The organism is Microbacterium sp. Y-01 (genome assembly GCF_003856715.1).
Classification (GTDB): domain Bacteria; phylum Actinomycetota; class Actinomycetes; order Actinomycetales; family Microbacteriaceae; genus Microbacterium; species Microbacterium algeriense.
Genome location: NZ_CP024170.1, coordinates 1,160,836 through 1,178,280, shown reverse-complemented (window position 1 = coordinate 1,178,280; position 17,445 = coordinate 1,160,836). Strand labels below are relative to the sequence as shown.

The 17,445-nt window shown below is 70.2% G+C and carries 14 protein-coding genes and 1 riboswitch; of the genes, 11 read left to right on the top strand and 3 right to left on the bottom strand.

Annotation, left to right across the window (positions count from 1 at the left end):
• Window positions 1-71 precede the first annotated feature (71 nt).
• Both CSX12_RS05450 and gdhA read left to right on the top strand, forming a co-directional pair.
• Window positions 72-2,822: a phosphoenolpyruvate carboxylase gene (locus CSX12_RS05450; RefSeq protein ID WP_124895111.1), complete on the top strand. Its 2,751-nt coding sequence runs from the start codon at window positions 72-74 to the stop codon at window positions 2,820-2,822.
• Window positions 2,823-2,948: 126 nt separating this feature from the next.
• A complete protein-coding gene (gdhA, locus tag CSX12_RS05445; protein ID WP_017203973.1) occupies window positions 2,949-4,319 on the top strand; it encodes an NADP-specific glutamate dehydrogenase in 1,371 nt (456 codons plus the stop codon).
• A gap of 55 nt (window positions 4,320-4,374) precedes the next feature.
• Here the strand turns inward: gdhA and CSX12_RS05440 are convergent, their stop codons facing one another.
• Together CSX12_RS05440 and mfd are read right to left on the bottom strand one after the other, a co-directional pair.
• On the bottom strand, window positions 4,375-4,977 hold the full coding sequence (locus CSX12_RS05440) for a gamma carbonic anhydrase family protein (protein ID WP_124895110.1): 603 nt from the start codon (window positions 4,975-4,977) through the stop codon (window positions 4,375-4,377).
• A gap of 235 nt (window positions 4,978-5,212) precedes the next feature.
• Window positions 5,213-8,779: a transcription-repair coupling factor gene (gene mfd / locus CSX12_RS05435; protein ID WP_026049946.1), complete on the bottom strand. Its 3,567-nt coding sequence runs from the start codon at window positions 8,777-8,779 to the stop codon at window positions 5,213-5,215.
• Between the two features lie 65 nt (window positions 8,780-8,844).
• On the opposite strand from mfd, the gene CSX12_RS05430 reads away from it, so the two are divergent.
• The 7 genes from CSX12_RS05430 (at window position 8,845) to CSX12_RS05400 (ending at window position 14,443) form a co-directional block, all read left to right on the top strand.
• On the top strand, window positions 8,845-9,408 hold the full coding sequence (locus CSX12_RS05430; protein WP_124895109.1) for a GNAT family protein: 564 nt from the start codon (window positions 8,845-8,847) through the stop codon (window positions 9,406-9,408).
• 60 nt (window positions 9,409-9,468) lie between these two features.
• Window positions 9,469-10,332, top strand: a complete 864-nt coding sequence (locus tag CSX12_RS05425) for a DNA-formamidopyrimidine glycosylase family protein (RefSeq protein WP_017203977.1) — start codon at window positions 9,469-9,471, stop codon at window positions 10,330-10,332.
• A 76-nt stretch (window positions 10,333-10,408) separates the two neighbouring features.
• Window positions 10,409-10,553: riboswitch (FMN riboswitch) on the top strand.
• A 63-nt stretch (window positions 10,554-10,616) separates the two neighbouring features.
• Window positions 10,617-11,660, top strand: coding sequence for a bifunctional diaminohydroxyphosphoribosylaminopyrimidine deaminase/5-amino-6-(5-phosphoribosylamino)uracil reductase RibD (ribD, locus tag CSX12_RS05420; protein WP_124895108.1), 1,044 nt, complete (start codon window positions 10,617-10,619; stop codon window positions 11,658-11,660).
• The gene (locus CSX12_RS05415) at window positions 11,660-12,301 is read left to right on the top strand and encodes a riboflavin synthase (RefSeq protein WP_124895107.1); all 642 of its coding nucleotides are present in this window, start codon (window positions 11,660-11,662) and stop codon (window positions 12,299-12,301) included. The genes ribD and CSX12_RS05415 overlap by 1 nt, the downstream gene beginning before the upstream one ends.
• The gene (locus CSX12_RS05410; protein WP_017203980.1) at window positions 12,298-13,566 is read left to right on the top strand and encodes a bifunctional 3,4-dihydroxy-2-butanone-4-phosphate synthase/GTP cyclohydrolase II; all 1,269 of its coding nucleotides are present in this window, start codon (window positions 12,298-12,300) and stop codon (window positions 13,564-13,566) included. The genes CSX12_RS05415 and CSX12_RS05410 overlap by 4 nt, the downstream gene beginning before the upstream one ends.
• A complete protein-coding gene (gene ribH / locus CSX12_RS05405; protein ID WP_124895106.1) occupies window positions 13,563-14,036 on the top strand; it encodes a 6,7-dimethyl-8-ribityllumazine synthase in 474 nt (157 codons plus the stop codon). The genes CSX12_RS05410 and ribH overlap by 4 nt, the downstream gene beginning before the upstream one ends.
• Before the next feature lie 53 nt (window positions 14,037-14,089).
• Window positions 14,090-14,443, top strand: coding sequence for a hypothetical protein (locus CSX12_RS05400; RefSeq protein WP_017203982.1), 354 nt, complete (start codon window positions 14,090-14,092; stop codon window positions 14,441-14,443).
• On the opposite strand, the gene CSX12_RS05395 is transcribed toward CSX12_RS05400, so the two are convergent.
• The gene (locus CSX12_RS05395) at window positions 14,430-15,485 is read right to left on the bottom strand and encodes a LacI family DNA-binding transcriptional regulator (protein WP_040568792.1); all 1,056 of its coding nucleotides are present in this window, start codon (window positions 15,483-15,485) and stop codon (window positions 14,430-14,432) included. The two genes, CSX12_RS05400 and CSX12_RS05395, sit on opposite strands and share 14 nt — an antisense overlap.
• A 108-nt stretch (window positions 15,486-15,593) precedes the next feature.
• Between CSX12_RS05395 and CSX12_RS05390 the strand changes: the two genes are divergently transcribed.
• Together CSX12_RS05390 and CSX12_RS05385 are read left to right on the top strand one after the other, a co-directional pair.
• Window positions 15,594-16,511: a sugar ABC transporter permease gene (locus CSX12_RS05390; RefSeq protein ID WP_124895105.1), complete on the top strand. Its 918-nt coding sequence runs from the start codon at window positions 15,594-15,596 to the stop codon at window positions 16,509-16,511.
• Window positions 16,512-16,557: 46 nt separating this feature from the next.
• Window positions 16,558-17,403, top strand: a complete 846-nt coding sequence (locus tag CSX12_RS05385; RefSeq protein ID WP_017203985.1) for a carbohydrate ABC transporter permease — start codon at window positions 16,558-16,560, stop codon at window positions 17,401-17,403.
• Window positions 17,404-17,445 lie beyond the last annotated feature (42 nt).

Below are 17,445 nucleotides of genomic sequence, written 5' to 3'. Positions count from 1 at the left end.
GCCACGGGGTCGCATCGCCGTGTGTCGTCATGCGTGCAGGCCACCACTGCGACGAGGGATACTCTCGAGGGGTGACCCCCGCACACTCCTTCTCCGAGCCCACGAACACCGAGGCCATCCGCGTGATCGGCCGCTTCGAAGCCGGCCGCGGCATCCCCGATGCGATGCGCTCCGACGTCCGGATGCTGGGCGCGCTCCTCGGCCAGGTGCTGCGCGAAGCCGGCGGCGACGGACTCTTCGAAGACGTCGAGCGGCTCCGGCTGGCGACCATCCAGGCGTACGAGGACGAGTCCTCCGACGCCTTCGAGCGAGCCGCCGCCATCGCCGAGTCGTTCACGATCGCGCGCGCCGACGAGGTCGCCAGGGCGTTCACCTGCTACTTCCACCTCGTGAACCTCGCCGAGGAGCACCAGCGCGTGCGAGTGCTCCGCGAGCGCGCCGGGCAGTCACCTTCGACGAGCTCAGGGACCCAGAACCAGGCGGGGTCCCCTTCGACGCGCTCCCGGACCCAGGCCCAGGCGGCGGACACCGTCGCCGGGGCGTACGCGCAGCTGCGCACCGAGGTGGGCGACGCGGAGGCTCGCCGACGCCTCGAGGGGCTCCGCTTCCACCCCGTCTTCACGGCCCACCCGACAGAGGCGCGACGGCGTGCGGTGTCGTCGAGCATCCGCCGCCTGTCCGAGCTGCTGACGCAGCACGACGCGGCGAGCGCGGGGGGTGCGGAGGAGCATCGAGCGCGCCGCCGGATGCTGGAGGAGATCGACACGCTGTGGCGCACGGCTCCGCTGCGGGCGCAGAAGCCCTCCCCGACGGACGAGGTCCGCACCGTGATGGGCGTGTTCGACGAGACCCTCTTCACGACGGTGCCGCACGTGTACCGGCGCATCGACGACGCGCTGCGCGGTGAGGAGTCGGGCGCCAGCGCCCCCGTGGTCCCCGCGTTCGTGCGCATCGGCTCCTGGGTCGGCGGCGATCGCGACGGCAACCCCTTCGTCACGGCCTCGGTCACCCGCGAGGCCTCGCAGATCGCGGCCGACCACGTGCTGCGCGGTCTCGAGCGCGCCCTGGAGCGCATCGGCCGGACGCTCACCCTCGCCGCGGACGACACTCCGCCCAGCGCAGAGGTCACCGCGCTCTGGGATCGCTTCGCCGCCGCGGAGCCCGAGCTCGCGGCCGAGCTCGCCACCCGGTCCCCCGACGAACCCCACCGGCGCGTGCTGCTGACGCTGGCACGACGCGTCGCCGCCACCCGGCACGGGGACGGGGCGCAGGGCTACGCGCGCCCGGAGGAGCTGCTCGCGGACCTCCGCGCCGTGCAGGCGTCGCTCGCGGCCGCGGGGGCGAAGCGCCACGCCTTCGGCGGTGTGCAGCACCTCATCTGGCAGGTCGAGACCTACGGCTTCCACCTCACCGAGCTCGAGGTGCGTCAGCACTCCCAGGTGCACGCGAAGGCACTGGCCGAGCTCGATGCCGGCGAGGCCATCAGCGCGCAGACCGAAGAGGTGCTGGAGGTGTTCCGCGCCATCGCGGACATCCAGCGCGACCGCGGGCTGCGCGCAGCCGGGCGCTACGTCGTCTCCTTCACGCAGGCCGCCTCCGACCTCGCCAACGTGCACCGTCTCGCCCGCTACGCCCTCGGCGACGATGCCCCGGTGCTCGACGTGGTGCCGCTGTTCGAGACGTTCGCCGACCTGCAGGCGGCGCCCGGCATCCTCGCCGAGGTCGTCACATTCCCGCAGTTCCGCGAGCGCATGGCCGCGACCGGCAACCGCCTCGAGGTCATGCTGGGCTACTCCGACTCCTCGAAGGACGTCGGGCCCGTGGCCGCGAACCTGGCGCTGTACGAGGCGCAGGAGAAGATCGCCCGCTGGGCGCAGCAGTCGGGCATCGAGCTGACCCTGTTCCACGGCCGCGGCGGCGCCCTCGGCCGCGGCGGCGGTCCCGCGAACTCCGCGATCCTCGCCCAGCCGCCGCACTCGGTCGACGGCCGGTTCAAGCTCACCGAGCAGGGCGAGGTCATCTTCGCCCGCTACGGCGAGCCCGCCATCGCGATGCGGCACATCGACCAGGTCGCCGCGGCGACCCTGCTCGCCTCCTCGCCGTCGGTCGAGGAGCGCACCAGCCGCGCCGCAGAACGCTACGCCGAGGTGGCCGCGACCATGGACGCCGCCTCGCGGGAGCGCTTCTTCTCGCTCGTGAAGGCCGAGGGGTTCGCGTCGTGGTTCGCCACGGTCACGCCGATGGAGGAGATCGGTCTGCTCGCCCTCGGGTCCCGTCCTGCCCGGCGCGGACTGTCGGTGGAGTCGCTGGAGGACCTGCGGGCGATCCCGTGGGTGTTCGCCTGGACCCAGGCGCGCATCAACCTCGCCGGCTGGTTCGGGCTCGGCTCGGCGCTGGACGCGGTCGGCGACGCGGACATGCTCTCCGAGGCCTATCGCGAGTGGCCGCTGCTGCGCACCATGATCGACAACGTCGCGATGAGCCTCGCGAAGACCGACGAGCGCATCGCCCGCCAGTACCTCGCCCTCGGCGACCGCGACGATCTCGCTCAGCTCGTGCTCGACGAACTCGCCATCACCCGGCGCTGGGTGATCCGTCTCACGGGAGGCAAGGGCCTGCTGGAGAACAAGCCGATCCTGCAGCGCGCCGTGCAGCTGCGCAGCCCCTACGTCGACGCCCTCTCCCTGCTGCAGCTGCGCGCCCTGCGCGCCCTGCGGTCGGCTCCAGAGGGTCCCACCGGATCCGGTGCCGACGCGGAGCAGCAGCGCCTGCTCCTGCTCTCCGTCAGCGGCGTCGCCGCCGGCCTGCAGAACACCGGATGATCGGGAGCCGGCCAGAGGGAAATGGCCCCCTCCGGTCCCCGCTAGAGTGAAAACTCCGCCGATCCGGCGCAGCCTCACGCGACACGATCGCCCGCACCACCATCCCCCACCCCAGAAAGCTCCCGCGTGACCGCTCCGACCACTGCCGACTTCCACCCGCTCGCTCCCGCCGTGCAGCCCGTGTTCGACACCGTGCTGACCCGCAGCCCGTACGAGCCGGAGTTCCACCAGGCCGTCCACGAGGTGCTGCACTCGATCGCCCCCGTGCTCGAGCGCCACCCGGAGTACATCGACGGCGGCATCCTGGAACGTCTCGTCGAGCCCGAGCGGCAGATCCTGTTCCGCGTGCCGTGGATCGACGACTCCGGGAAGCTGCAGGTCAACCGCGGCTACCGCATCCAGTTCTCCTCCGTGCTCGGTCCGTACAAGGGCGGTCTGCGCTTCCACCCCTCGGTGAACCTGTCGATCATCAAGTTCCTCGGCTTCGAGCAGATCTTCAAGAACGCGCTCACCGGCCAGGGCATCGGCGGCGGCAAGGGCGGCTCCGACTTCGACCCGCACGGCAAGTCCGACGCCGAGGTCATGCGCTTCTGCCAGTCGTTCATGAACGAGCTGTACCGCCACCTCGGCGAGCACACCGACGTCCCTGCGGGCGACATCGGCGTCGGGGGCCGGGAGATCGGCTACCTCTTCGGCCAGTACCGCAAGGTCACCAACCGCCACGAGTCGGGCATGTTCACCGGCAAGGGCACCGGATGGGGCGGCGCCGAGGTGCGCACCGAGGCGACCGGCTACGGCGCGGTGTTCTTCGCACAGGAGATGCTGGGCGTGCACGGCGACTCCCTCGCGGGCAAGCGCGTCGGCATCTCGGGCTCCGGCAATGTGGCGATCTACGCGATCCAGAAGGCCGCGCAGCTCGGCGCGACCGCGGTGACCGCGTCCGATTCCTCCGGGTACGTCGTCGACGACGCCGGCATCGACCTCGACCTGCTGCGTCAGCTCAAGGAGGTCGAGCGCGCCCGCATCGTCGAGTACGCGAACCGTCGTCCGAGCGCACGCTTCGTCGAGGGCGGCAGCGTGTGGGAGGTGCCCGTCGACATCGCGGTGCCGTCCGCCACCCAGAACGAGGTGAGCCTGGCCGACGCGGAGGCTCTGATCGCGAACGGCGTGCGGGCCGTGTCCGAAGGCGCCAACATGCCCTGCGTGCCGGAGGCCGTCGAGGCCTTCCAGAAGGCCGGCGTGCTGTTCGCCCCGGGCAAGGCCGCGAACGCCGGCGGTGTCGCGACCTCGGCGCTCGAGATGAGCCAGAACGCGTCGCGTCAGCGCTGGACCTTCGGCGACAGCGAGAACAAGCTCCGCGAGATCATGTCCGACATCCACAGCGCCGCTTTCGAGGCCGCCGAGCGCCACGGCGTCCCCGGCGACTACGTCGCGGGCGCCAACATCGCGGGCTTCGAGCGCGTCGCCGCGGCGATGCTCGCCCAGGGCGTCATCTGACCCGAACGACACGATGCCGGGCGTCCAGGGGGCGTCCGGCATCGTCGTGTCCGCGCTACAGACCGACCTCCCGATCGTCGGCGTGCCGGGCCAGCGAGCTGCCGTAGCGCTCGGTGAGCTGCACCATCAGGTCGGGGGTGTCGCGGTCGACCCCGAACACATGACCGGGGAAGTCGAGTTCGGGCTGCGCGGCGGCGATCTCGTCATCGCGATCCGGTGACAGCAGCTGCACAGGGTCTCCGACGGCCACCCAGCCGATCGGGACCACCGTGCCCTCGGGAAGCACGGCGCGGCGATGCACGATCGCGTTCACCCGTACCTCGCACCGGTTCCCGACCAGGGCCCCGTTGAAGACGCGGGCGCCCGACGCGAAGAACACCTCCTCGCCCACCGTCGCGCCGGCGATGCTCGCGAGCGTGCCGATGAGCGTGTGCGCACCGATGTGCACCGCGTTCGCCGCGGTCGCGCGGATCAGCGCGTTCTCCATCACGATCACGTGCTCGCCGAGGGTGATCGGTCCGCCTTCAGCCGTGATGACGGCGCCGTGCAGCACCTGGCACCCCGGTCCGACCTCCACGTCTCCGGAGATCACGGCGGTGGGGGCGATGACAGCGCTGTCGTGGATGCGGGGCCGAGCCCCGAGGTGCTCGTACAACATGCCGCCAGACTAGTCCCCGCCGCCCCTCCCGCGTCTCCCCCTCCCCCTGCCCCTGCACGACTTCGGAGATCGCGGGCGACACGCCCCCCCCCCTGCACAACTTCGGAGATCGCAGGCGACACGCCGCGCTGTCTCGGCCTGGCATCGGCGTGTCGCCCCGGGTCTCCGAAGTTGTGCCGAAGACGTCGCGACGCGGACTGATACTCGGGCTCGGGGGGCTCGGGGGGCGGGGGGGTTACTCGGGCTTGGGGGGTTCGGGGAAGATCGCGGTGAAGAGCTGGGCGACCCACTCCAGGAGCTCCGCGTCGGGCAGGGGCTCCACGCCCACGCCGATCGCGGCCGGCACGGTCGGCATCGGCACGACGAGCGCCTCTCCCCCGGCGACGAGCTTCGCCTTGGGATACAGCCGCTGCAGACGCACCTTGATCGAGTCCTCCAGGCGCGCGGGCGCGATCCGGAGGTTCGACCCCATCGTGACGACGTCGGTGAGTCCGGCTCTGGCCGCCCGACGACGCAGACGCGCGATCGCGACGAGCCCCTCGACCTCTTCCGGCGGGCTGCCGTACCGGTCGACGAGCTCCTCGATCACGAGGTCGATCGCGTCGTCCTTCGCGGTCGCGGCCGACGCGGCGGAGAGCTTCTGGTAGGCCTCGAGCCGCAGACGCTCACTGTCGATGTAGTACTCGGGGATCCGGGCGTCCAGCGGCAGTTCGAGCCGCAGCTCCTGCCCGGTCTCGACGTCTTCGCCGCGGAAGGTCGCGACGGCCTCGCCGATCATGCGCAGGTACAGGTCGAAGCCGACGCCCGCGATGTGTCCCGCCTGCTCCGCGCCGAGCATGTTGCCTGCCCCGCGCAGCTCGAGGTCCTTCAGCGCGACCTGCATGCCCGAGCCGAGCTCGTTGTTCACCGCGATCGTCTGCAGCCTGTCGGCCGCGGTCTCGGACAGCGGCTTCATCTCGTCGTAGAGGAAGTACGCGTAGGCGCGCTCCCGACCGCGACCGACCCGCCCGCGCAGCTGATGCAGCTGGCTGAGGCCGTACTTGTCCGCGCGGTCGATGATGATGGTGTTCGCGTTCGAGATGTCGAGGCCGGTCTCGATGATCGTCGTCGACACGAGCACGTCGAACTTGCGCTCCCAGAAGTCGTCCACGACCTGCTCCAGCTGGTGCTCCCCCATCTGCCCGTGGGCGACGGCGACACGCGCCTCGGGTACGAGCTCCGACAGCTGTGCCGCGATGCGCTGGATCGACTGCACGCGGTTGTGCACGAAGAACACCTGCCCCTCGCGGAGGATCTCGCGGCGGATGGCGGCCGCGATCTGCTTGTCGCTGCGGGGTCCGACGAACGAGAGGATCGGATGCCGGTCCTCCGGCGGCGTTGCGAGGGTCGACATCTCGCGGATGCCGGTGACCGCCATCTCCAGCGTGCGCGGGATGGGGGTGGCGCTCATGGCGAGGATGTCGACGTTGGTCTTCAGCTTCTTGAGCGCATCCTTGTGCTCGACGCCAAACCGCTGCTCTTCGTCGATGATCATCAGGCCCAGGTCCTTGAAGATGACCTGCTCGGTGAGGATGCGGTGCGTGCCGATCACCATGTCGACCGTGCCGTCGAGGAGCCCCTGCAGCGTCAGCCGGACCTCCTTGTCGGTCTGGAACCGCGACAGCGCCCGCACCTTCACCGGGAAACCGGCGAAGCGCTCCGTGAACGTCTCCATGTGCTGCTTGACCAGGAGCGTCGTCGGCACGAGCATCGCGACCTGCTTGCCGTCCTGGATCGCCTTGAACGCGGCCCGCACCGCGACCTCGGTCTTACCGAAGCCCACGTCGCCGGAGAGCAGCCGGTCCATCGGGATCGGCCGCTCCATGTCGGCCTTGATCTCGTCGATCGTCTGCAACTGGTCCTGCGTCTCCGCGAACGGGAACGCCTCCTCCAGCTCGCGCTGCCAGGGCGTGTCCGGACCGAAAGCGTGCCCCTTGGCGCTCATGCGCGCCGAGTACAGCTTGACGAGTTCGACCGCGATGTCGCGGACGGCCTTGCGGGCCTTGCCCTTGGCCTGCGCCCAGTCGCTGCCGCCCATCTTCGACAGGGTCGGCGCCTCGCCCCCGACGTACTTGGAGAGGGCGTCGAGCTGGTCGGTCGGGACGAAGAGCTTGTCGCCGGGGTACCCGCGCTTGGACGGCGCGTACTCGAGCACGAGGTAGTCGCGCACCGACTTGGTGGCGTTGCGTCCGCCTGTCGAGACTTCGCGCTGCGTCATCTCCACGAACCGGCCGATGCCGTGCGTGGCGTGCACGACGTAGTCGCCCTGCTTCAGCTGCAGCGGGTCGACGACGTTCTTGCGCCGCGAAGCGAGCTTGCGGACGACGCGCTGGTCGCCGCCGATCGTGCGGCCGTAGAACTCGTTGTCGGTGAGGACGGCGAGTTTCGCCTCCGGCACCTGGAAGCCCGCCTCGACCGAGCCGGTCACGAGCGTCGCGACCCCGATGTCCGGTGCATCCTCGAGCGACTCGACGACGCGGGCGGCGATGCCCCGATCGGAGAGCACGTCGCGCGCGCGGTCGACCAGTCCGTGGCCGGCCGCGATCACGACGACACGCCAGCCGTCGGCGACCTTGGCGTCGACGAAGGCGATCGCCCCGTCGACGTTGCCCTGGAAGGACGGGATGACGGCGGAGGCCTCGATGCTCTCCGGGTCGGCGTCGCCGATGCCGAACGGGCTGAGCCGCCACCAGACGCCGCCCCGGTCGTGCACGACCTCGCGGAGGTCGGCGATCGTGAGGAAGTCTCCGGCGCCCAGATCGATCGGGGCGGAGGCACCCGATGTCGCGGCGCTCCAGGCCGCGTCGAGGAACTCCCGGTTGGTGTCGCCGAGAGTGATGGCGCGGGCCGTCGACCGCTCCGGGTCGATCACGGCGGTCGCACTGCCCTCCGGCAGATACTCGACCAGCGACTTGAGGGGTCCGGCGACCGCCGGAAGCAGCGATTCCATGCCCTCGACGGGGATGCCCTCGGCCATCTTCTCGAGCATCCCGGCGATCGCGGGGAAGCCTCCGATGAGCGCCCGCGCCCGGTCACGGACCTCCGCGGTCAGCAGGAGCTCGCGGCTCGGCGGCAGATCGACACCGGGCACGTCGCCGGGGAGCGAACGCTGATCGGCGACGGAGAACGCCCGGATCTGGTCGATCTCGTCGCCGAAGAACTCGACGCGGAACGGATGCTCCGACGTCGGAGGGAACACGTCGAGGATGCCGCCGCGCACGGCGAACTCGCCACGCCGCGACACCATGTCGACCCGGGAGTACGCGCGCTCCACGAGCTGCTCCGCGACCCGGTCGAGTTCGTTGCCGCGTGATCCGACGGTCAGTTCGAGGGGCTCGATCTCGCCCAGGTTGCCGGCGATGGGCTGGAGCGCCGCACGCACGGAGGCCACGACCACGAGCGGGTGCTCCCCCTCCCATTCGGCGATGCGGCGCAGCGTCTGGAGCCGCTGTCCCACGGTGTCGGGACTCGGGCTGAGCCGCTCGTGCGGGAGCGTCTCCCACGCGGGGAAGGTGAGGACGTCGGCGTCGGGCAGATACGCCCCCATGGCCAGCGCGAGCGTCTCGGCGCGGCGCCCGGTCGGGACGACCGCGAGGACCGCCGCGGGCTGTCCGGCGGCGGCGCGCTTGTTCAGCAGCCCTGCGAGCGTGGGCGCATCGAGCCCGTCGACCATCCCCAGGTCGGCGTCGGTTTGCGCCCAGGCGAGGGCGTCACGAAAAAGAGACGCCTCTTCCAAGGCGCGCAGAATCCCCGGAACAGTCACCGGACAAGACTAGTCCGGCCCGCCGACACTCCGGCCGGACCGGCCCGTCCGAATAGAGTGCAGGGATGCAACCGGTCGTCCTCACCACGGAACGTCTCGTGCTTCGCGCCCCGACAGCGGCGGACGTGGATGCGATCACCGCCGCGTGCCAGGATCCCGAGATCCCGCGGTGGACGCCGGTGCCGAGCCCGTACACCCGCGCCGACGGCGAGGGCTTCGTCTCGCTGGTCGCACAGTGGTGGGAGAGCGACAGCCAGGCGGTGTGGGCCGTGTTCGCGGACGGCGTGCTGGTCGGCACGGTCGGCCTGCACCACATCACGCCGCACGACGCCGGGGGTCAGGCCGAGCTGGGCTATTGGATGGCGGCGGAAGCGCGCGGGAAGGGCTATACCGTCGAAGCCGCGCGAGCGGCGATCGACTGGGGATTCGGGGAACTCGGGCTCGCGCGCATCCGATGGCAGGCCGTGCTCGGCAACATCCCCTCGGCTCGGGCCGCACGGACGCTCGGCTTCCGCTTCGAGGGCACGATGCGCCAAGCCCTGACCAGCCCGCGCGGCCGCGACGACGGCTGGATCGCCGGTCTCCTCCCTTCCGACGACCGCGCCCCGGTGGACTGGCCCGTGCTCTGACGAGGAGGCGTCCGCCTCGCGTCGCGTGACAGCGTCGGACCTCGATGCCAGGATGGCTGCATGCCCGAGATGCCGGAGGTCCAGGGACTCGCTGCGTTCCTCGCGGAGCGCGCGGTCGGACGAACCATCACGCGCACGAACGTGGGCGCGATCGCGGCGCTGAAGACCTACGACCCACCGAACACGGCCCTGCACGGCGCGACGATCACGGCGTCCACGCGACAGGGCAAGTTCCTCGTCCTCTCCTGCGGCGACGACCTGCATCTGGTGTTCCACCTCGCCAAGGCCGGCTGGCTGCGCTGGTACGACGCCCTGCCCACGACGCTCATCAAGCCGGGCAAGTCGCCGATCGCGCTGCGGGTGGCGCTCGACGACGGCAGCGGATTCGATCTGACCGAGGCCGGCACCAAGAAGTCGCTCGCCGTCTACGTCGTCCGCGACCCGCAGGAGGTTCCCGGCATCGCCCGGCTCGGGCCCGACCCGCTCGCCGCCGACTTCACGCTGGATGCCTTCTCGGCCCTGCTGACCGATCGGCGGATGCAGATCAAGGGCCTGCTGCGCGACCAGGCCGTGATCGCCGGGATCGGCAACGCATACTCCGACGAGATCCTGCATGCCGCGCGCATGTCACCGTACGCGATCGCCGGGAACCTCGACGGGGCCGACGTCGAGCGGCTGTATGACGCGATGCGCACCACCCTGACCGATGCCGTCGCGGAGGCCTCGGGCAAGCCGCCCGCCGACCTCAAAGACGCCAAACGGCGCGGAATGCAGGTGCATGCGCGCCGCGGCGAGACCTGCCCGGTGTGCGGGGACACGATCCGCAGCGTGTTCTTCGCCGACCGCTCCCTCGAGTACTGCCCGACCTGCCAGACGGGCGGTAAGGTCCTCGCGGACCGCCGGCTCTCCCGCCTGCTCAAGTGACCGGCAGCCCGGCGTGGCGCAGATCCATGTCTTGGAATGAAATCTGCGCAGACGCGTTGAGTACACTCAGAGCAACAACGTGCTCCGGGGTCGGTGAGAATCCGAACCGGCGGTGACAGTCCGCGAGCGTCTCGAGAGATCGGGATGCCGATCCGGTGGAATTCCGGGACCGACGGTGATGCGAGGGAGACCTCGCTAGTCCGGAAGGGAGGCAGCACGAGACGCATCCGTGCGTCCGTTCCGCCATCCCTGCTCGACCCCGGAGCCTCAGAGGAGGACGACGGATGGCAGTGAATGCGGCAGAGCGCACCGCGATGAGTCGCGCGCTCGAGCTCGCCGCCCGGGGGCCGCGCGGAGCGAACCCGCAGGTCGGCGCGGTCATCCTCTCCTCCACCGGCGATGTTCTGGCCGAGGGCTGGCACCGCGGTGCGGGCACTCCGCACGCGGAGGTCGACGCCCTGTCGAAGCTGGCCCCGGACGCGGCGCACGGTGCCACCGCTGTCGTGACGCTCGAGCCCTGCAACCACACCGGGCGCACCGGTCCCTGCGCCGTCGCGCTGATCGAGGCCGGCGTCGCCCGCGTCGTCTACGCCCTCGACGACCCGGGCGCCGTGTCGGGCGGCGGGGCCGAGCGGCTGCGCGCCGCCGGGGTCGAGGTGGAGTCCGGCGAGCAGGCGGACGCCGCCGGCGCACTGATCGAGGGCTGGCTCACGGCCCAGCGCCTCGGACGCCCGCACGTCACCGTCAAGTGGGCGCAGAGTCTGGACGGCCGTGCCGCCGCCGCCGACGGATCGAGCCAGTGGATCACCGGTCCCATCGCCCGAGCCGACGTGCACCGACGCCGTGCCGAGGCCGACGCCATCGCGGTCGGCACCGGGACCGTTCTCGCCGACGACCCCGCGCTCACCGCCCGCGACGGCGACGCACTGCTCCCGCACCAACCCGTGCCGGTGGTGATCGGGACGCGTTCGACGCCGGAAGACGCCGCTGTGCATCGGCATCCGCACCCCCCGCTCTTCTTCGACACGCACGACCTCGCAGCGGTGATGGCCGATCTGCACGGTCGCGGCATCCAGCGCCTGTTCGTGGAAGGCGGCCCCACGCTGGCCAGCGCCTTCCTCGCCGCAGGACTCGCAGATCAGGTGCTCGCTTACATCGCGCCGGTCCTGCTCGGAGGTGAACGCCTCGCCCTCACCGATATCGGCGTCCCCTCGATCGCCGCAGCGCGTCGGCTGACGGTCGACGGATGGGTTCCGCTCGGCGACGACCTGCTCGTGGTCGCGCGCCCTGTGGAAGAGAACGAATCGCACAACGAAGGAGCCGCCTGATGTTCACCGGAATCATCGAGGAGATGGGCGAGATCACGGCGGTCGCGCCCTCGGGTGACGGCTGGCGCCTCACCGTCCGTGCGCCGCGGGCCGCGGCGGATGCCGTGCACGGAGAGTCCATCGCGGTCTCCGGCGTGTGCCTGACGGTGGTGGGCTCGACGGCCGACACCTTCGACGCCGATGTCATGAAGCAGACGCTCGACATCTCGGCGATCGGCTCCGCGACGATCGGCACCAGGGTCAATATCGAGAAGGCGATGCCCGTCGGTGCGCGGCTGGGCGGACACATCGTGCAGGGCCACGTCGATGGCACAGGCGACGTGCTCGAGGTGCGCCCCGGCGCCCAGTGGAGCGTGCTGCGCATCAGCCTTCCCGCCGACCTCGCTCCCCTGGTCGTCGACAAGGGGTCCATCTCGGTCGACGGCACCTCCCTGACGGTGAGCGCTGTGAGCCCTTCGACAAGCTCAGGGACCCAGGACGGACACTGGTTCGAGGTCTCCCTGATCCCGGAGACGCTCGCCGCGACCACGCTGGGACTCCGCGCCGTCGGCGACCGCGTCAACCTGGAGACGGACATCCTCGCGCGTCACGTGGAGCGGCTGCTCGCGTTCCGCGCCGCACCGGAAGGAGGCTCGCGATGAGCCTTTCCACGATCCCCGAAGCCCTGGACGCGCTGCGCGCGGGGCGCCCCGTCCTCGTCGCCGACGACGAGAACCGCGAGAACGAGGGCGATGTCGTGCTCTCCGCCGAGCTCGCGACGCCCGAATGGGTGGCCTGGACCGTGCGCTGGTCCTCGGGATTCATCTGCGCCCCGATGCCGACCGACCTCGCCGATCAGCTGAACCTGCCCCCCATGGTGGCCGCCAGCGAGGACGCCCGCTCCACCGCCTACACCGTGAGCGTCGATGCGGCGGAGGGCGTCACGACCGGCATCAGCGCCCACGATCGCGCCCACACGCTCAACGTGCTCGCGGACCCCGGGTCGACGGCCACCAGCATCATCCGCCCCGGCCACGTGCTGCCCCTGCGTGCCGTGGACGGCGGTGTGCGCGAGCGCAGCGGCCACACCGAGGCCGCGGTCGAGCTGATGAAGCTCGCCGGACTCCGACCGGTCGGCGCGATCGCCGAGGTCGTGGCCGAGGACGGCAGCATGATGCGCCTTCCCGGACTGCTCGAGCTCGGCGCCCGCGACGGCGTGCCGGTCATCACGATCGAGCAGCTCATCGCCCACCTGAACGAGATCGACCCGGACGGCGCGACCCCGTCCGCCCACCGCGGCCGTCGGGTGAGCCTGCGCGCCGACGCCACGGTTCCGACCGACCACGGCGTGTTCCGCTTCCTCGCCTACAAGGACAGGGTCACCGGCACGGATCACATCGCCGTCGTGTCCGGCGAACCCGGAGACACGGCGCTCGTGCGCGTGCACTCCGAGTGCCTGACCGGAGAGGCCTTCGGATCCCTGAAGTGCGAGTGTGGCCCGCAGCTCGACGCCGCGCTCGACGCGATCGAACAGGATGGCGGCATCGTCATCTACATGCGCGGACACGAAGGACGAGGGATCGGCCTCATCAACAAGCTGCGCGCATACAGCCTGCAGGAGGAGGGGCTCGACACCGTCGACGCGAACCTCGCACTCGGACTGCCGGCCGATGCGCGCGACTACGCCGCTGCGGCCGGGATCCTCGCCGACCTCGGCGTGACGAAGGTGCGTCTGCTCACGAACAACACCGACAAGGTGAATCAGCTGCGCGAGCTCGGTCTCGACGTGATCGAGCAGGTGCCGCTGATCGTGGGCGTCGGCCCGAACAACCACCAGTATCTGGAGACCAAGCGTGACCGGATGGGTCACATCATCGGCGAAGCGGAGCTCGCAGCGGCGCTCGCCCACGGAAAGGACGAGGAATGAGCGGCGCAGGAGCACCGAAGACCGGCAGCATCGACGGACGCGGGCTGAACGTCGTGGTGATCGCGGGCACATGGCATGAGACGATCTCCGACGGCCTGATCGCCGGTGCGCAGCGCGTGCTGGACGAGGCGCACGCCACGTCCCGCGTCGTGCGGGTTCCCGGCTCGTTCGAGCTCGCGGTCGCCGCGCAGGCCGCCTTCGCCGGCGGAGCGGACGCGGTGGTCGCGCTGGGCGTCATCATCCGCGGCGGCACTCCGCACTTCGAGTACGTGTCCTCCGCCGCGACCGACGGCCTGAAGCGCGTCTCGCTCGACGCCGGCAAGCCGGTCGGCTTCGGACTGCTCACTCTGGATGATGAACAGCAGGGGCTCGACCGTGCGGGGCTGGAAGGCTCCAAGGAGGACAAGGGTGCCGAGGCCGCGGATGCCGCGCTGCGGACGGCGCTCGTGATCCGGGAGCTTCGCGGCTGAGGTCAGCCTGCCCTTGCTAGCGCAGGAGAGCCCTCGACTTCTACGGTGAGGACATGGAGATCCTGCGTCATATCGTCGTGTTCATCCACCTGATCGGCTTCGCCGTGCTCTTCGGAGCGTGGGCCGCACAGGCGTTCGGCGGCAAGCGTCAGATCACCAGGATCATGGACTACGGTCTGGCGATCGCCGGTGTCGCCGGCCTCGCTCTGGCCGCTCCGTGGGGCATCGAATACGACCTGAACTACGTCAAGATCGGCGTGAAGCTCGTCGTCCTGCTGATCATCGGCGCCCTGCTGGGCATCGGCTCGGCGCGTCAGAAGCGCGGTGCGGCGGTGCCCCCCGCCGTGTTCTGGCTCATCGGCATCCTCGCGCTGCTGAACGCAGGCCTCGCCGTCATCTGGCGCTGATCCCGCGCCCGCCCTTCGGCGCTGCCGTGCTCTCCCGCACGATGAGCTCGGTGGCGACCAGGGGCGTCTGCCGTCGTCCCGCGCCGTCCAGTTCGGCCAGCAGCGCGTCCACGGCGAGAGCGCCGACGCGCTCAGGATGCTGCTGAACGGTCGTGAGCGGTGGCCACAGCTGCGCGGCGTCCGGCAGCCCGTCGAACCCGACGATGCTGACGTCCTCCGGCACCGCGCGCCCGACTTCGCGGAAGGCCCGCAGCACTCCGATCGCCATCTGGTCGTTCGCGACGAAGACGGCGGTGACGTCGTCGAGCTCGCGCAGCGCTCGGCCCGCGGCATAGCCCGACGCGGCGGTCCAGTCCCCCGACAGCGGCTCCGGCACTTCACGCCCGTGTGCCTCGAGGGTCTGCTGCCAGGCTTCCCGACGCCTCTCCGCGGAGTACGAGCGTGCGGGGCCGGCGACGTGCCAGACGGTGTCGTGGCCGAGTTCGAGGAGGTGCTCGGTCGCGAGCCGAGCCCCCTGGGCCTGATCGGTGTCGACGAACGGGTGGGTCTCCGCGCGGTTCGAGTCCACGAACACGACCGGGAGGGCCTCGGGGATCTCGATGTCCGCCTCATCGAGCTGGTGCGCCTCGATCACGATGATGATGCCGTCGACCGCGTGCTCCTCGAGACGCCGGAACGCTCCTGCCACGGTCTCGCCGGCGGTGGACTCGACCGGGATGAGGGTCAGGGCGTAGCCGAGCTGCGCGGCGCGCACTGCGATCGCGTCGAGCGTGCGCTGATTGCCGTAGGAGCTGAACGAGAACATCACGACGCCGATGGTGCGGAATCGTCCTGAGCGCAGCGCCCGAGCGGCGCTGTTCGGCCGATACCCGAGGCGCTGCATCGCGGCCTCGACGCGCTCGCGCGTGGCGGCGCCCACGTATCCCCTGGCATTCACGACACGCGACACCGTCTGACCGGAGACCCCGGCTTCCCTGGCCACGTCTTCCATCGAGGGTTCCCGGCGACGAAGCGACGTCTCGGTCGGATGCTCTGGGGTCATGATCACCCATCCCCTCATGTGTTGACGTTGACACACTACCAGCGCATCACATATGTTGACGTTGACACACGGCGCACGGAGCGCCCGCAACGTGAGAAGGACTCGTCGATGACGACTGATATCCCCGCAGCACAGGGCGCCCTCGGCCCCCGACGCCGCGACCGCCGCGACTGGAAGGGTTGGGCCTTCGTCGGTCCCTTCATGGTCGTGTTCGCCCTGGTGTTCCTGACACCGCTCGCCTACGCCCTGTACCTGAGCCTCTTCCAGGAGAAGCTCATCGGCGGCACCGCGTTCGTGGGCCTGGACAACTACGCCCGCGCGCTCACCGACCCGCAGTTCTGGGAGGCGTTCGGCCGCGTGCTCGTCTTCCTGGTCGTGCAGGTGCCGATCATGCTGATCCTCGCCCTCGGCGCCGCACTCGCCCTCGACAGCGCCCGCCTGCGCGGAGCGTCCTTCTTCCGCATCCTGATCTTCCTGCCCTACGCGGTCCCCGCGGTCGTCGCCGTTCTCATGTGGGGCTACATCTACGGCGATCAGTTCGGCCTCACGAGCAACATCAACGACTTCCTCGGCGTCGATGCGATCACGCCCTTCGCGAAGGAGTGGATGCTGCTCTCGATCGGCAACATCGTCACGTGGGAGTTCGTCGGCTACAACATGCTGATCTTCTACTCCTCGCTCAAGACGATCCCGAGCGACATGTACGAGGCCGCGTCGCTGGACGGCGCCGGCGCATGGCGCACCGTCTTCTCGATCAAGATCCCCTCCGTCCGCGGGGCTCTCGTGATCGCGACCATCTTCTCGATCATCGGCAGCTTCCAGCTGTTCAACGAGCCCAACATCCTGCGTCCGCTCGCCCCGAACGTGATCACGACGTTCTTCACCCCGAACATGTACGCGTACAACCTGTCGTTCGCGGGCCAGCAGTTCAACTACGCCGCGACCATCGCCATCATCATGGGCGTCATCACCGCGGTCATCGCCTACGTCGTGCAGCTGCGCGGCTCGAAGTCGGAGGTGCGCTGACATGGCACTCCCCCTGGCCCGCCCCTCCCGCCGACGCCACGACCCGATGAATCCGCGGAAGTCGAACACGCTGCTGATCGTGATGATCGTGTACGCGCTGTACACGCTCGTCCCCCTGGTCTGGCTGCTGTTCAGCTCGACCAAGACGCAGGCGGGACTGTTCAGCTCGTTCGGACTGTGGTTCGCCGACGACTTCGCCTTCTTCGACAACCTCGTGGCCACGTTCTCCTACCGCGACGGCATCTTCCTGCGCTGGCTCGGCAACACCCTGCTGTACGTCGTCGTGGGCGCCGGAGGGGCCACGCTGCTGGCCACCATGGCCGGATACGGCCTCGCGAAGTTCCGGTTCCCCGGACGCCGCGCGGTGTTCGCCGTCGTCCTCGGCGCGGTGGCGGTGCCGGGCACAGCCCTCGCCGTGCCGACGTTCCTGCTGTTCAGCGAGCTGGGTCTGACGAACACCCCCTGGGCCGTCATCATCCCCTCGCTCATCAGCCCGTTCGGCCTGTATCTGATCTGGGTGTTCGCGTCGGAATCCGTGCCGACGGAGCTGCTCGAGGCCGCGCGCATCGACGGCGCCGGCGAGTTCCGCACCTTCTTCACGATCTCGATGAGGCTGCTCGCCCCGGGCATCGTGACGGTCGCGCTGTTCACGGTCGTGGCGACCTGGAACAACTACTTCCTGCCGCTGATCATGCTGTCCGATCCCGCCTGGTATCCGCTCACCGTCGGACTGAACCAGTGGAGCGCCCAGGCCGTCGGCGCCGGATCCCAGCCGATCTACAACCTCGTGATCATGGGCTCGCTCCTCACGATCGTCCCGATCGTCATCGCCTTCCTGCTGCTGCAGCGCTTCTGGCAGTCAGGGCTCACCGCGGGGAGCGTCAAGCAGTGACTCCCCGCATCCTCTGCATCACCCCCGCGACCCGACGCTGGG